Genomic DNA, 13892 nt, shown 5'->3' with positions numbered 1-13892 from the left:
TTGCTCTATTGACGGCATCATTCACGATTGATCCCATCATTCAATATTGATCCCATAATTCAATGACCCGCGCCTGAATCTCTTGCGGATAAGCGCCCTCAAAAGAACTGTGCCGCAGTCGTCCGTGGTTCGGTGCCGGTTGCAGGCAGTCGTGGACCACGCGATCTGCGGTATGATTCCGGCACTCTTCATCGGTATAACAAGCCAAAAGCGGCAGAATCGGACCATGATCGATAACACAGCGTTTGGTTGGATGGGTTCGCGTCGGAAGTGCCCACAGGTAGTCGGCCGGATTGGTCGGGTCAATATCATCATCCAGCACATAAATAATCGGACAGGTTGCGCCATACTTGGTTTGCCAGATTTGTTGCGCGATCTGATGCGCGAAGTCTTGACTACTGACGCCGGGCAGTTTGTCGCGCCAGTCTGCCGGGACGGTGACAAATAACCAGTGATTGGCAGTTTCCAGCGGTGACCAGACCGTGGTGACCGGTAACTCGGCTTCACGTAGCATGGAAAGCGCTTCTGCACTCATTGCGACGCCGACAGCGGTATGGAACTCGTCAATCGGACGGCCTTCCGGGACGAATGGCCAGATGGCACCATCGCGGTAAGTAATGCATTCAACATGATAGATGGGTTGCATACTGGTTTCGGTAACCACATAACCCGGATATTCGCCAAATGGTCCTTCTTCACTTTCTCGCTCGATAGAAATATGTCCTTCAATGACAATTTCGGCACTTGCCGGGACTTCCAGATCAATGGTTTCACAACGCACGACCTCAATCGCCTCGCCAAAGTGGCCGCCGAGGTAGTCACTTTCATTTTCATAATCGTCGAGTGGCATCGATGAAACGATGGGCAGGGCCGGTTCGCACCCTTGTACCAATGCGTAAGGCATCGGTTTGCCAATTTTACGCCACTCTTCCCAGACACAGGCAATATGTTGCGGCAGCATGATCAGCCCGGTCATACGATGGGCGTCTAGTTTCTGAATTCTGGCAATTGACCAGTTGGTCCATTTGCCATCCGGTGTGCGTGCGACAATGGTACCCCAGGTATTACAGTAAGGGCCGCCGTCACCTTCATGAAGGTATGGGATCGGGAAGCGATCGAGGCTGGCATCTGCGCCATGCAAAATATTCTGTTTGCAGGGGGCGGTTGCGACGATCTTGGGAGGAATGCGTTCTGCGGTGGTCGATGCTGCCAGACATTCGACAATGGCTTGCCACGATGCATCTTCAGGCAATCCGACCGAGAGGGCGACCCGTGCCGCCGGTTTATCCGCAATGGCGCTGATTGCTGCCGGTGCGCCCATCGCTCTCATCCCTTTATCGGTGCCGAGAATATGACTGAATAACGGGGCGGGGGCATGAAGATCGTAGCCACGTCGTGTTATGGCAGCCATTTCGAGATGGGGATCGACGGCCGTATCAATGTGGCGGATATCCCCGAGTTGTTCCAGTTTTTCAATATATTGACGAAGGTCTTTCATACGTTGCATAACGTCATTACCTCATAGATTTACTGTGAATAAGGTTGCTTATCTTTGAGGAGTGTACTCTTATGTTCGTATACGAACAAATTGTTTATGTGTTCAGAACCATATGGCATCTGTTTGTTAGGCCACTTTTTGTTACGCTAATGTTTGTTACACCAATGTTTGTTACACCAATGTTTGTTGCGCGACTGTTTATTGCATTGTTATCGATAGCATTCTTGCTGACTGTGGTTGACGTGATGCGATTTAATGATGAGACATGTGACGTGGGCTCAGAAGGCTCACAACTCAGAACGATCACAACCAAGGCTGGATCGTCTGAGGGATTTGGTTAGGGGAGTGGATTCGGACTTGTTTGTGTCTGCCCAACTCACCTTTTTCAATATCGATACTACTTTTGGCAACTTTAAATTGCTTGGATAAAAACTTAATCAGGTGGGCATTGGCTTTGCCATCGACGGGCGGAGCTGTAATGGCGATTTTGAGTTCATCGCCATGTATTCCGACAATATTGTCACGGCTGGCTTTCGGCTGAATGTATAGTCTCAGAACGATATCCGGGCCTTCCTGACAGACGGCAGTCATTATAGCTGATGCCAGATCGGACCGATGAAATCACCGACCATGATGTTGATAAATTGCAAGAGAATGAAAACCACGAGCACACTCAGATCGATCCCCCCGAGATCCGGCAAAATTTTTCTGACCGGCATCAGCAAGGGTTCTGTGATTTGAATGAAGACATATTCAATCGGGCTTCGGCCTTGGCTGACCCAGCTCAGAATCGCGCGAATCAACAATACCCAGAATAACAAGCCGCCAGCGGCTTTGAGCAATGCAAGCAGACCGAGGAATAAGAAGTAGCTACTGAATCCTGCCATACCGCTGGAGGCGAGCATCACGAGGATGGTGAATTTCAGCACACAGAGAACATAGGCAAATAATACCGTGGCCAAATCAATGCTGCCGATTGACGGAATAAGACGGCGCAGCGGGCCGACGATCGGCTGAGTCGCTTTCACTACAAACTGAGAAAACGGATTATAAAAATCTGCGCGGGCGGCCTGAAGCCAGAGACGCATCAGCACGACCATGATGTACAGGTCAAACAGGGTAGAGATTAGAAAACTCATTGAATTCATAAGTTGCCCTTAATTTGCGGATATGCCGTCTTGGTCTATCCGTCATGATGATTAAAATTGTTTTTCCATCGCTTCGGCACGTTTTACCGCAGCTTGCATTGCTTGTGCAACCACTTCAGCAAGATCGTGTTCATTGAAAGTACGGATAGCTTCCGCTGTGGTTCCTCCTTTTGAAGTGACTTGTTCTCTGAGTGTGGTTAAATCTGTATCCGGATTGGCTTTGACGATAGCGGCCGCGCCAACGGCACTTTGCTGAACCAACAGACGAGCCGTTTCAGCATCAAACCCTTGGGCAATTGCTTCTTTTTGCATCGCTTCCATGAAGAGGAAAAAATAGGCGGGCGCACTACCGGCAGCGGCAATAATCGCATTGATCTGTGATTCCTGACTGACCCAGCAGACTTCTCCGACGGACTGAAACAGTGCGGTCGTAAACGCTTGATCGGCCTCGGTCACGGATGCGGTCGCAAATAACCCGCTCATCCCTTGATTGATCAGAGATGGTGTATTGGGCATCACGCGGATCAGACTGAGATTTGACGCATTGAGCATCTCGCTCAGACGCTGACAAGTGATGCCGGCAGCAATAGAAATCACTAGTTTTTGGGACCAGTCGATATCCTGAAAGTGGCGACAAACATCAGCCATCAATTGTGGTTTTACAGCAAGGACAACCACATCGGCTTGCTGGACGGCTTGATGGTTATCGTGTGATGTCCGAATACCATAATCGTTCGCCAGTGGTAACAAATGCCGGTCTGTCGGGGCTGTCGCTGTGATTTGTGTGGCGGGATAGCCGCTACCGACTACTCCTGCAATGATTGCTTTTGCCATATTTCCGGCACCGATGAAGGCAATCTTTCTTTGTTCCATAGATCGTTTCCCTTAGTTGTTTGGCGTCAGTTGTTTGAATAATCTCGGGCACCAAAAATGGCGGTTCCGATTCTGACGATGGTACTACCTGCTGCAATCGCAGCGTCCATATCTCCACTCATTCCCATGGAAAGCGTATCCACTTCGGGATAGATTTCTTGTAGTTTTATTTTCAGGGCGGCCAATTGTTGAAACGCGGCCAGTTGAGCGTCATAGTCCGGCACATTTTCCGGAATCGACATTAATCCTCTTAACGTGAGGTTGGGCAGTGCAGAAATCAATGCTGCCAGTTGAAAAATCTCTTGCTCGCCGGCGCCCGACTTTGAGTCTTCGCCGCTGGTATTGACCTGAATCAGCACTTGAAGCGGTGGCATTCCGGCGGGGCGTTGATCGTTGAGACGTTGTGCAATTTTCTCTCGATCAATGGTATGAACCCATGCAAAGTGCTCTGCAACCAGACGCGTCTTATTGGACTGTATCGGGCCGATAAAGTGCCATTCTAAAGGGGTATCTGGTGCATTCTGGTTGAAATACTGTACTTTTTCGACACCTTCCTGCACATAGTTTTCACCGAAAGCAAGTTGTCCGGCTTGAATCGCTTCAGCGATCGCCTCGACGGGTTTGGTTTTGCTGACTGCCAGCAACAGGACAGAGTCTCGAGTACGTTCACATTTTTTTTGAACCTGCTCGATGTCTGACATGATATGTTGAATGTTTTGTGCAATCGTACTCATAATTATTTGTCTAAACAGATAGTTGTAAAAGGTTCATTGTAAACCGTTCATGGTCAGCAAAACACCGCCCGCGGATAAATGCTAACACGATGAATTTTCCCGATGAAAAACAGAGTGACTGAATCAACCCATGGATATCTCAACATTGTTGGCTCTTAGTGTAAAACATAACGCTTCTGATCTACATCTTTCTGCCAGCCATCCGCCTATGTTACGGATAGATGGCGAGTTGAGAAAGTTGGAATGTGAAAATTTATCCAGTCAAATGGTTCTGTCTTTGACGGAATCAATGATGACCGAGGCGCAGCAGGAACAGTCCCGATGCACCCTGGAAGTAGACTGGTGTTATCAGAGTGAGCATGGCCGCTTCCGGGTAAACCGCTTTGTGCAAAGCCGTGGGTATGCTGCGGTGATGCGCTATATTCCGAGTGACATTCCGACGCTGCAATCTCTCGCTACACCGGATATTGTTAGCGAGATGTGCCGTTATCGTCAGGGGCTGGTACTGGTGACCGGGGCAACCGGCTCCGGCAAATCAACGACCTTGGCTGCGATGGTGGATGCCATCAACCGTCGGGATACCAAGCATATTATGACGATTGAAGATCCAGTGGAATTTATCCATCACTCCCGGCAATCTTTAGTGCATCACAGGGAGATCGGGCGTGACAGTGGCTCTTTTGCTGAAGCATTGCGGGCGGCACTGAGAGCCGATCCGGATGTATTGTTGATCGGTGAATTACGGGACCCGGAAACCATTCGGTTAGCGCTGACCGCAGCGGAAACCGGGCACTTGGTTCTGGCGACACTGCATACCCGTAGTGCTGCTCAATCGATTGACCGAATCATTGATGTTTTCCCGGCGGATGAGCAAAACCGAGTCCGAATGGTACTCGCCGAGTCGCTGCAAGCGATCATTGCCCAACGATTATTACCTCAGGTCGGTGGTGGCCGGGTCGGTTGTTATGAAGTTTTGATTGCGACCTCGGCGGTGCGAAATTTAATTCGGGAAAACCGACTGCCTCAGATTGAGTCAGTGATGCAAGCGGGAGCGGGGCGGGGAATGAGAACAATGATGCAAGATCGTCAGCGACTATTACAGCTCGGCCGTATTGTGCCAAACGTGGATTAAGGTCGGAAAATCAGGACGGTACGGTGGAGGAAATATTCACCCCCACTGTGCTTCAAACCAACTTTCCAGAATGATCACGGCTGACTGACAGTCAATATTGCCTTTCTTCAAGGCCCGAAAACCACCGTGCTCAAAGAGAGTACTGCGCGCTTCGGTGGTAGATAAACGTTCGTCATGCAGCTCAACCGGTACACCGAAACGGCCATGCAGGCGATTGGCAAATTTTTTGGCTCGCGGGGTTATGGTGGCTAAGTCTTTGCCGTGTAAATCCGTCGGTAAGCCGACGATGATCAGGTCCGGCTTCCATTCCTCAATCTGCTTTTCGATATCTTCCCATCTCGGAATGCCATCTTTGGCCGGAAATGCCTTCAAAGGAGAAGCCGTACCGGTAATTTCCTGACCGATCGCGCTGCCGATACTCTTGGTGCCATAATCAAAGGCCATGATTGTCTTGGACATGTGATGCGTTACTCCATTGACACGCTCGGTGAGCGGGTTAAGCGTGTCCGGCCATGGTTGAGAGTTGAGCGGGGGTGATACCCAGTTTCTTGACCGCACGATTCCATTTTTCATGAATCGGCGTGTTAAAAATCACTTCCGGGTCAGCTTCAATGGTCAGCCAGGAGTTTTCAGCCAGCTCGCTTTCCAGTTGACCGGCTTCCCAGCCGGAATAACCGAGCGCAACCAGATAATGACTAGGCTCAGCATCGGTACCGAGAACGGCCAGAATATCTTTTGAAGTCGTGACACTCAGTTCATCCGTCATTTGCAGGCTGGATTCATAGTAATCTTTGGGGCGATGCAAAATGAATCCCCGATCCGAGGAAACCGGACCGCCGTTAAAAACAGGGCTCTCCAGACTTTCAGTTTTCTCCTGCGGATAGATCGGATCAATATCGACCTGCTTGAGCATGGTGCCGATCGTGATATCGATTGGGGCATTAATCATCAGCCCCATTGCCCCTTCTTCATTATGTTCACAAATATAAATCACACTGTTTTTGAAGTAAGGATCCTGCATCCCCGGCATTGCCACAAGAAAATGATTGGTTAAATTCATCCGATGAGCCCTCATTATTCAGCGCGAAATTCTGACATCATTTATGCTTTTATGCGACGTTCAATTGCATCCATGAGCTTGCCTGTAATTGAAATATTATACTTTGCTTCAATTTCTCGCACACAGGTTGGACTGGTGACATTAATTTCGGTGAGTTTATCACCAATCACATCAAGTCCGACGAAAATCAGCCCTTTTTCCTTCAGAACTGGGGCAATTGTCTCAGCGATCTGACGATCTGTTTCTGTCAGTGGGCGTGGTTCTCCGGTGCCGCCGGCAGCCAGATTCCCCCGGGTCTCACCTTCTGGTGGAATCCGAGCCAGACAGTATGGCATCGGCTCGCCGTCAACCACCAGAATACGTTTATCGCCATTACTGATATCCGGAACAAAGGTTTGTGCCATACAGTAATTCTGACCCTGATTGGTCAGGGTTTCGATAATGACTGACAGGTTCGGATCTCCGGCCTTCACCCGGAAAATGGAAGCTCCGCCCATGCCGTCCAGTGGTTTGAGAATAATATCGCCGTGTTGTTTTTGGAAGGCTTTGATTTTCTCTGCCTTGCGGGTCACGATGGTGGTCGGGGTCAACTCCGGGAACCAAGCAGTAAACAGTTTTTCATTACAGTCACGCAGGCTCTGTGGCTTATTGACGATCAGCGTCCCTTGCTCTTCGGCTCTTTCCAGAATATAAGTCGCGTAGATATATTCGGTATCAAACGGTGGATCTTTACGCATCAGAACTGCGTCCAGATCTGACAGAGCGATACTCTGGCTGGATTGGATATCAAACCAGTGGTTTGGATCTTCCTGAAGGTGCACGATTTGGGTATCGGCATAAGCGACCCCTTGATCTAAATGCAGGCCATCCATTCTGATGTAGTGAACTTCATAGCCACGACGCTGTGCTTCAAGCATCATCGCAAAGGTGGTGTCTTTTTTGATGTTGATCGCTTCGATCGGATCCATCACAACGCCTAGTTTAATCATGTTTTTCTTCTCCAAGTCTTCAATTGGCCATCATTTAGCCGAGGTCACCAAAGCGTACTTGTAGTGCGGTAATCGCCGTTAAGGCTGCCGTTTCTGTTCTGAGTACGCGGGGACCGAGTAAGATTTCTTCAAACTGATGATTTTTCGTCATCTGAATTTCTTCTGCGGACAAGCCGCCTTCCGGGCCGATTAGCAGACGAATACCTTGCTCCGGTGTCGGCAGGGTATTAATTGAGTACGATGCGCGAGGATGTAAATTCAGCTTCAGTGCCTGAGTCTCTTCGCTGCACCAGTCTGCCAGTGTCATGATCGGTCTGATTTCAGGAATGGTATTACGGCCGCATTGTTCACAGGCGGCAATGACAACCTTTTGCCATTGCTGTAATTTTTTCTCAAAGCGTTTTTGGTCGAGTTTAACACCGCATCGCTCTGATAACAGTGGGGTGATGGTATTGACGCCAAGCTCCACGGATTTCTGAATGGTAAATTCCATTTTATCCCCGCGGGAAATTACTTGGCCAAGATGCAGGTGCAGCGGCGATTCGTTGTCATTGACCTCAGCTTCACCAACTTGTGCCGTCACGGTTTTTTTACTGATTTCGACAAGTTCAGCCGGATATTCAGCGCCATGACCATCAAATAATAAGATGTCCTGCCCGGTTTGCATTCTCAGAACTCGGCCCACATGGCCAGCCGCATCTTCGCTTAATGTGACCAGACTGGCAGCGCGTATTTTCTCGGGATGATAAATGCGGGGCACTCTCATAGATATTCCTGAATCAACTTTTTCTGAACCAGCGTCGGAGGCTGGGATTTTCAACAAGCTTGCCATTACGTCAGGCTTGTCCCTTTGTTGGTATAAGATGGGCGCTGCGACGTTAAATTACAAGAGGGGCAATTGAAATCTAAACGGAAAATTTTTGTTGGTCACTGAGCGTTGTCATCATGGTATATCAGTGGTTGATCACATCGGGTACAGCGGTAGATGACTTGTTGCCGTTGTACTTTCCGGTGACGGCGAACCGACAGCGAGAATTGCTGACACTGGCAGTGATATGTAAAGGTCTCTCCGGCGACTGAACGTGTATCAAACTGGTGCGTGGTGAGCGGCGGTAAACCAAATACTTGTTTCATTACCGATTGCCATTCTGAACCGTGTGGTCTCACACGACCATAAAGATGGTGAACCAGTAAGTGAGCGATTTCATGGGGAATCACTTGCTGTAAAAACTCACATTGATTTTCAAGAAGTAATACCGGATTTAAACGGATTTCCCAGCGATGACAATAGGCTTTTCCAGCGGCTTTGCCGCGCAAGCGATAGCTGAGAGTCGGTTGTGGGAAGGGGTGGTGAAAGTAGTGCGACGCTTGCTCAATACAGGACTGGATGCGGGCATCAATCTGGCGATGCAATTCAGCTGGGACTGAGGAGAGAGACACGTTTTCCGACCTTTATCTTTCTATCGAGGGGGGGAAGGACTGGATATGACATTCAATACCAGTCACCTGATTCACTGCGATGATGTCGGTTTCTGCACAAAGAAGCAAGCCCTCCGGGGGAGGGCTTGCTATCTCAAATACGAGGCTCGATAAGCCGACGTAGTTGACGAGGTCAGAACGAGTTACTTCAGACCGGCAAAGTCTCGCAATGATGCGGCTTTATCGGTGGCTTCCCATGGGAATTCATCGCGACCGAAGTGACCATACGCAGCGGTCTTTTTATAAATCGGTTGCAACAGATTCAGCATTTCCTGTAGTCCGTAAGGGCGCAGATCGAAGTGCTGACGAACCGCTTCGATGATGATGTCATGTGACACTTTCTCGGTACCGAACGTTTCAATCATGATTGAGGTCGGATCAGCGACACCAATCGCATAAGACAATTGAATCTCACAGCGATCAGCCAGACCGGCCGCAACAATGTTTTTGGCAACATAACGAGCTGCATAGGCGGCAGAGCGGTCAACTTTGGATGGATCTTTTCCGGAGAAAGCACCGCCACCGTGACGGGCAGCACCGCCGTATGTATCGACAATGATCTTCCGTCCGGTCAAACCGCAGTCACCCATTGGACCACCAATAACAAAACGGCCGGTTGGGTTGATAAAATATTTGGTCTCTTTGGTTAACCATTCACTCGGTAGTGTGGGCTTGATGATTTCTTCCATCACCGCTTCTCTCAGTGAATCGGTTGAAATCGAGTCGCTGTGTTGCGTGGATAGTACGACTGCATCGATACCGACAATCTTGCCTTCGTTGTACTGGAAAGTGACCTGTGATTTTGCGTCCGGGCGTAACCAAGGCAGGGTGCCGTTTTTGCGTACTTCTGACTGACGTTGTACCAAGCGGTGTGCATAGGTGATAGGTGCAGGCATCAGCACGTCGGTTTCATTGGTCGCGTAACCAAACATGATACCTTGGTCACCGGCGCCTTGCTCTTTCGGGTCAGCGCGATCAACGCCCTGATTAATATCAGGAGACTGTTTGCCGATGGTATTTAAAACCGCGCAAGAGTCAGCATCAAATCCCATGTCTGAATGGGTATAGCCGATTTCACGCACGGTCGTCCGGGTTAATTCTTCAATATCAACCCAGGCGGATGTCGTGATTTCGCCACCAACCATGACCATGCCTGTTTTGACATAGGTTTCACAGGCAACACGCGCTTTCGGGTCTTGTTCTAAAATCGCATCAAGTACGGCATCGGAAATTTGATCGGCAATTTTATCAGGATGTCCTTCTGATACGGATTCAGAAGTAAACAGATGCTTTGTCATGAGAACTCCACTCAGATGATGAGCAAGTCATACTGAACACTTACTCGAAATTATTTACAAACAAGCGCTAAGCGCAAGAGATGTTTTTACATCTAGACGTCTATTCTATGCAGTGAAAGTGGAATTACAAGTTTTTTTTGGTGGTGGATAAACATCCGAATGCTTATCCAGTCAGTGACAAAATTTTGATTTCGCCGAAATAACCGATAGATCTGCGACAGATGGCGCATTTATTGGGACGGTAAATCGATTGCGCCAAAGAAAGGGCTTTGCGACAATATGGTGCTTTTTTAAGATGGTATTATTTTTTATACGGTGTTGTTGCGTCGTAATTTACTTTTCTTTTTGCTTTATGACTTTCAGGAGCTGACATGTCTTCCCAAAAACGTCTCGCGAATGCAATCCGCGCTTTAAGTATGGATGGTGTTCAACAAGCCAATTCAGGTCACCCCGGCGCCCCGATGGGGATGGCGGATATCGCTGAAGTGCTGTGGCGCTCTCATCTGAACCATAACCCACAAAACCCGAACTGGGCTGACCGCGACCGTTTCGTCCTGTCTAACGGCCACGGTTCGATGCTGATTTATTCACTGTTGCATTTGACCGGTTATGACCTGTCGATTGATGACCTGAAAAACTTCCGTCAGTTGCATTCAAAAACCCCGGGTCACCCGGAGTACGGCTATGCACCGGGGATTGAAACCACCACTGGGCCACTCGGACAGGGCATCACCAATGCGGTCGGGATGGCGATTGCCGAAAAAGCGCTCGCAGCACAGTTCAACCGTGACCAGCACACTATCGTTGACCATCACACCTATGCGTTCCTTGGCGATGGCTGTCTGATGGAAGGAATTTCTCATGAAGCTTGCTCTCTGGCTGGGACTTTGGGACTGGGCAAACTGATTGCGTTTTGGGATGACAACGGCATTTCAATTGACGGTCATGTGGACGGCTGGTTCACCGATGACACGGCAAAACGATTTGAAGCATACGGCTGGCATGTGATTCCGGCGGTAGACGGTCACGATGCGGCGGCGATTGAAGCAGCGATTGAAGCGGCGAAAGCTGAAACAGCACGTCCGACGCTGATTTGTACGCAAACCGTGATTGGTTTTGGCTCACCGAACAAATCCGGCTCTCACGATTGTCACGGTGCCCCGCTGGGTGCGGATGAAATCAAAGCAACGCGTGAGCAACTGGGCTGGGAATATGGCCCGTTTGAAATTCCGGCTGATATTTATGCGCAGTGGGATGCGAAAGAATCCGGCGCAGCGAAAGAAGCGGCATGGCATGACAAGTTTGCTGCTTATCAGGCGGCTTATCCTGAGCTGGCGGCTGAATTCAAGCGTCGGGTCAATGGTGAATTGCCAGCGGACTGGGAAACTCAGGCCAATCAAATCATTGCTGAGTTGCAAGCGAATCCGGCCACCATTGCATCGCGTAAAGCATCTCAAAATGCACTGGAAGCTTTCGGTAAGCTTCTGCCTGAATTTATGGGTGGCTCAGCTGACTTAGCGCCATCGAACCTGACCATGTGGTCCGGCTCAAAATCACTGACGGCGGAGGATGCGTCCGGCAACTATATCCATTACGGTGTCCGTGAATTCGGTATGACGGCAATCATCAACGGGATTGCATTGCATGGCGGTTTCATCCCTTACGGAGCGACTTTCCTGATGTTTATGGAATACGCGCGTAATGCGATGCGGATGGCGGCGTTGATGAAAGTGCAGAACATTCAGGTTTATACCCATGACTCGATTGGATTGGGTGAAGATGGTCCGACCCACCAGCCGGTGGAGCAAATTGCCTCACTGCGCCTGACACCGAATATGAGCACTTGGCGTCCTTGTGACCAGGTGGAATCCGCGGTGGCCTGGAAACTGGCAATTGAACGCAAAGATGCCCCGACGGCACTGATTTTCTCGCGTCAGAACTTAGCGCAACAAGAGCGGGATGCGACGCAGGTAGCGAATATCGCCAAAGGGGGTTACATCCTCAAAGATTGTCAGGGCACACCGGATTTGATTCTGATTGCGACCGGCTCTGAAGTGGATTTGGCGGTTCAGGCAGCGACTGAATTAACTGCCAAAGGCAAGCAGGTGCGTGTGGTTTCAATGCCTTCGACCGATGCCTTTGACCGTCAGGATGCGGCTTACCGTGAAGCAGTATTACCTGCAGCGGTGACGGCACGCGTTGCCATTGAAGCGGGCATTGCCGATTACTGGTACAAATATGTTGGCCTGAATGGCCGGATTGTCGGCATGACCAGCTTTGGTGAGTCAGCACCGGCAGGCGAACTGTTCAAACTGTTCGGCTTTACCGTTGACAATGTTGTCGAAGTGGCGCTGTCTATAGGCTAAAGACCAACACAGTGACTGATCAGGCATGGAATATCATGCATAGAATGCCGGGCCTCTGGTCCGGCATTTTTTCGTCGGATGATTGGTCTGTGATGATGCTTGTCGTCAGCAAGTCTGTCTGTATTTAGTATCACGCCGGTGCAGAAAGAGATAACCAATGTTATTTTTTTATACGATCCGTTACTATCACTGCTCTAATTAAAAATGAACAATAAGAATAAGGTGAGAGAAGAATGCTAAGAATCGCCATCAATGGTTTTGGCCGGATTGGTCGGAATATTTTGCGGGCTGTCTATGAAAGTGGCAAGAATCAGCACATTGAAGTGGTGGCCGTCAATGAACTGGCTCAACCGGATGCGATGGCACATCTTCTCCAGTATGACTCGAGTCATGGTCGATTTTTTAAAAAAGTTCTTCATGATCAGGAACACTTATACATCGGTCACGACGATGGCCGCTCAGATGCGATTCGGATTCTACATTTATCTGAGCCAAAGCTTCTGCCGTGGAGTGATCTGAATATCGATATTGTGCTCGATTGTACCGGTGTTTTCGGTTCTCGGGATGATGGACTGGCTCATTTAGACGCTGGTGCGCGGCAGGTTCTTTTTTCACACCCCGGTGGGCACGACTTAGATAACACGATTATTTATGGCGTCAATCATGATTCATTGAAAGCTGAGCATCGTATTGTTTCGAATGGCTCATGTACGACCAACTGTATTGTGCCGATCATCAAAGTGCTGGATGACAATTTCGGTATTGATTCGGGGACGATTACCACCATTCATTCCGCAATGAACGACCAGCCCGTGATCGATGCTTACCATCATGATCTGCGCCGAACCCGGGCTGCCAGTCAGTCAATTATTCCGGTAGACACCAAGTTACATAAAGGGATTGAACGTATTTTTCCTAAGTTTCTAAATAAGTTCGAAGCCATTTCGGTACGGGTGCCGACGGTCAATGTAACCGCGATGGATTTGAGTGTCACAATTAACACAAATGTTAAAGTTAATGACGTAAATCAAACCATAATTGATGCTTCTCAGTGTACATTACAGGGCATTGTTGACTATACTGAAGCTCCGCTTGTTTCGAGCGATTTCAATCATGATGCGCATAGCGCCATTGTTGACGGGTCTCAAACAAGAGTGAGTAACGGACGGCTGGTAAAAATGCTGGTCTGGTGCGATAACGAATGGGGCTTTGCAAACCGTATGTTGGATACGGCTTTGGCGATGGATTCACTACAGTAGTTTACCGAGAACGAAGATGTATTTATTTTTTAGAGTGAAATAAATAAGATGGTCTG

At 49.2% G+C, this 13892-nt stretch carries 14 protein-coding genes; 3 read left to right on the top strand and 11 right to left on the bottom strand.

Translation table 11 applies throughout. The features are described 5' to 3' along the window. Positions 1-40: 40 nt before the first annotated feature. From OCV37_RS12830 to OCV37_RS12810, 5 genes are all read right to left on the bottom strand, one after another. Positions 41-1507 carry a UbiD family decarboxylase gene (locus OCV37_RS12830; RefSeq protein ID WP_038181477.1) on the bottom strand — a complete coding sequence of 489 codons (1467 nt, stop codon included), beginning with the start codon at positions 1505-1507 and terminating at the stop codon, positions 41-43. Between the two features lie 294 nt (positions 1508-1801). Further along, positions 1802-2092, bottom strand: a complete 291-nt coding sequence (yggU, locus tag OCV37_RS12825) for a DUF167 family protein YggU (RefSeq protein WP_211252057.1) — start codon at positions 2090-2092, stop codon at positions 1802-1804. Next, complete coding sequence (locus tag OCV37_RS12820; protein WP_038181473.1) at positions 2089-2646, bottom strand: YggT family protein; 558 nt, start codon at positions 2644-2646, stop codon at positions 2089-2091. The genes yggU and OCV37_RS12820 overlap by 4 nt, the downstream gene beginning before the upstream one ends. 51 nt (positions 2647-2697) lie before the next feature. Continuing rightward, the gene (proC, locus tag OCV37_RS12815; protein WP_038181470.1) at positions 2698-3519 is read right to left on the bottom strand and encodes a pyrroline-5-carboxylate reductase; all 822 of its coding nucleotides are present in this window, start codon (positions 3517-3519) and stop codon (positions 2698-2700) included. Positions 3520-3545: 26 nt separating this feature from the next. Continuing rightward, positions 3546-4253: a YggS family pyridoxal phosphate-dependent enzyme gene (locus OCV37_RS12810; protein ID WP_038181469.1), complete on the bottom strand. Its 708-nt coding sequence runs from the start codon at positions 4251-4253 to the stop codon at positions 3546-3548. A gap of 130 nt (positions 4254-4383) precedes the next feature. Between OCV37_RS12810 and OCV37_RS12805 the strand changes: the two genes are divergently transcribed. After that, on the top strand, positions 4384-5385 hold the full coding sequence (locus OCV37_RS12805; RefSeq protein ID WP_038181467.1) for a type IV pilus twitching motility protein PilT: 1002 nt from the start codon (positions 4384-4386) through the stop codon (positions 5383-5385). A 36-nt stretch (positions 5386-5421) separates the two neighbouring features. On the opposite strand, the gene ruvX is transcribed toward OCV37_RS12805, so the two are convergent. From ruvX to metK, 6 genes are all read right to left on the bottom strand, one after another. Further along, complete coding sequence (ruvX, locus tag OCV37_RS12800) at positions 5422-5844, bottom strand: Holliday junction resolvase RuvX (RefSeq protein WP_038181465.1); 423 nt, start codon at positions 5842-5844, stop codon at positions 5422-5424. A gap of 37 nt (positions 5845-5881) precedes the next feature. Continuing rightward, positions 5882-6445 carry a YqgE/AlgH family protein gene (locus tag OCV37_RS12795; RefSeq protein ID WP_038181463.1) on the bottom strand — a complete coding sequence of 188 codons (564 nt, stop codon included), beginning with the start codon at positions 6443-6445 and terminating at the stop codon, positions 5882-5884. A 41-nt stretch (positions 6446-6486) separates the two neighbouring features. Then, positions 6487-7434, bottom strand: a complete 948-nt coding sequence (gene gshB / locus OCV37_RS12790; RefSeq protein ID WP_038181460.1) for a glutathione synthase — start codon at positions 7432-7434, stop codon at positions 6487-6489. 34 nt (positions 7435-7468) lie between these two features. Then, positions 7469-8200, bottom strand: a complete 732-nt coding sequence (rsmE, locus tag OCV37_RS12785) for a 16S rRNA (uracil(1498)-N(3))-methyltransferase (protein ID WP_038181457.1) — start codon at positions 8198-8200, stop codon at positions 7469-7471. A gap of 161 nt (positions 8201-8361) precedes the next feature. Beyond that, complete coding sequence (locus tag OCV37_RS12780; RefSeq protein ID WP_038181453.1) at positions 8362-8874, bottom strand: SprT family zinc-dependent metalloprotease; 513 nt, start codon at positions 8872-8874, stop codon at positions 8362-8364. Between the two features lie 182 nt (positions 8875-9056). Beyond that, positions 9057-10211 (bottom strand): methionine adenosyltransferase, encoded by a 1155-nt coding sequence (gene metK, locus OCV37_RS12775; protein ID WP_038181451.1) that lies wholly within the window; start codon positions 10209-10211, stop codon positions 9057-9059. Between the two features lie 371 nt (positions 10212-10582). Here metK and tkt point away from each other — a divergent pair, with 371 nt between their 5' ends. Together tkt and epd are read left to right on the top strand one after the other, a co-directional pair. Next, positions 10583-12577, top strand: coding sequence for a transketolase (gene tkt / locus OCV37_RS12770; RefSeq protein ID WP_261888092.1), 1995 nt, complete (start codon positions 10583-10585; stop codon positions 12575-12577). Between the two features lie 233 nt (positions 12578-12810). After that, entirely contained in the window at positions 12811-13836 is a 1026-nt protein-coding gene (epd, locus tag OCV37_RS12765) for an erythrose-4-phosphate dehydrogenase (protein ID WP_038182895.1), read from the top strand. Positions 13837-13892 lie beyond the last annotated feature (56 nt).

It is taken from the genome of Vibrio rhizosphaerae (genome assembly GCF_024347095.1).
Classification (GTDB): Bacteria; Pseudomonadota; Gammaproteobacteria; order Enterobacterales; family Vibrionaceae; genus Vibrio; species Vibrio rhizosphaerae.
This window is presented reverse-complemented; position numbering and strand designations above follow the sequence as displayed.

Excerpts from the sequence above, each read along its gene's own strand:
- OCV37_RS12830 (WP_038181477.1), bottom strand. The coding sequence starts at position 1,507 with ATGCAACGTATGAAAGACCTTCGTCAATATATTGAAAAACTGGAACAA.
- OCV37_RS12820 (WP_038181473.1), bottom strand. The coding sequence starts at position 2,646 with ATGAATTCAATGAGTTTTCTAATCTCTACCCTGTTTGACCTGTACATC.
- proC (WP_038181470.1), bottom strand. The coding sequence starts at position 3,519 with ATGGAACAAAGAAAGATTGCCTTCATCGGTGCCGGAAATATGGCAAAA.
- OCV37_RS12810 (WP_038181469.1), bottom strand. The coding sequence starts at position 4,253 with ATGAGTACGATTGCACAAAACATTCAACATATCATGTCAGACATCGAG.
- OCV37_RS12805 (WP_038181467.1), top strand. The coding sequence starts at position 4,384 with ATGGATATCTCAACATTGTTGGCTCTTAGTGTAAAACATAACGCTTCT.
- ruvX (WP_038181465.1), bottom strand. The coding sequence starts at position 5,844 with ATGTCCAAGACAATCATGGCCTTTGATTATGGCACCAAGAGTATCGGC.
- OCV37_RS12795 (WP_038181463.1), bottom strand. The coding sequence starts at position 6,445 with ATGAATTTAACCAATCATTTTCTTGTGGCAATGCCGGGGATGCAGGAT.
- gshB (WP_038181460.1), bottom strand. The coding sequence starts at position 7,434 with ATGATTAAACTAGGCGTTGTGATGGATCCGATCGAAGCGATCAACATC.
- rsmE (WP_038181457.1), bottom strand. The coding sequence starts at position 8,200 with ATGAGAGTGCCCCGCATTTATCATCCCGAGAAAATACGCGCTGCCAGT.
- metK (WP_038181451.1), bottom strand. The coding sequence starts at position 10,211 with ATGACAAAGCATCTGTTTACTTCTGAATCCGTATCAGAAGGACATCCT.
- tkt (WP_261888092.1), top strand. The coding sequence starts at position 10,583 with ATGTCTTCCCAAAAACGTCTCGCGAATGCAATCCGCGCTTTAAGTATG.
- epd (WP_038182895.1), top strand. The coding sequence starts at position 12,811 with ATGCTAAGAATCGCCATCAATGGTTTTGGCCGGATTGGTCGGAATATT.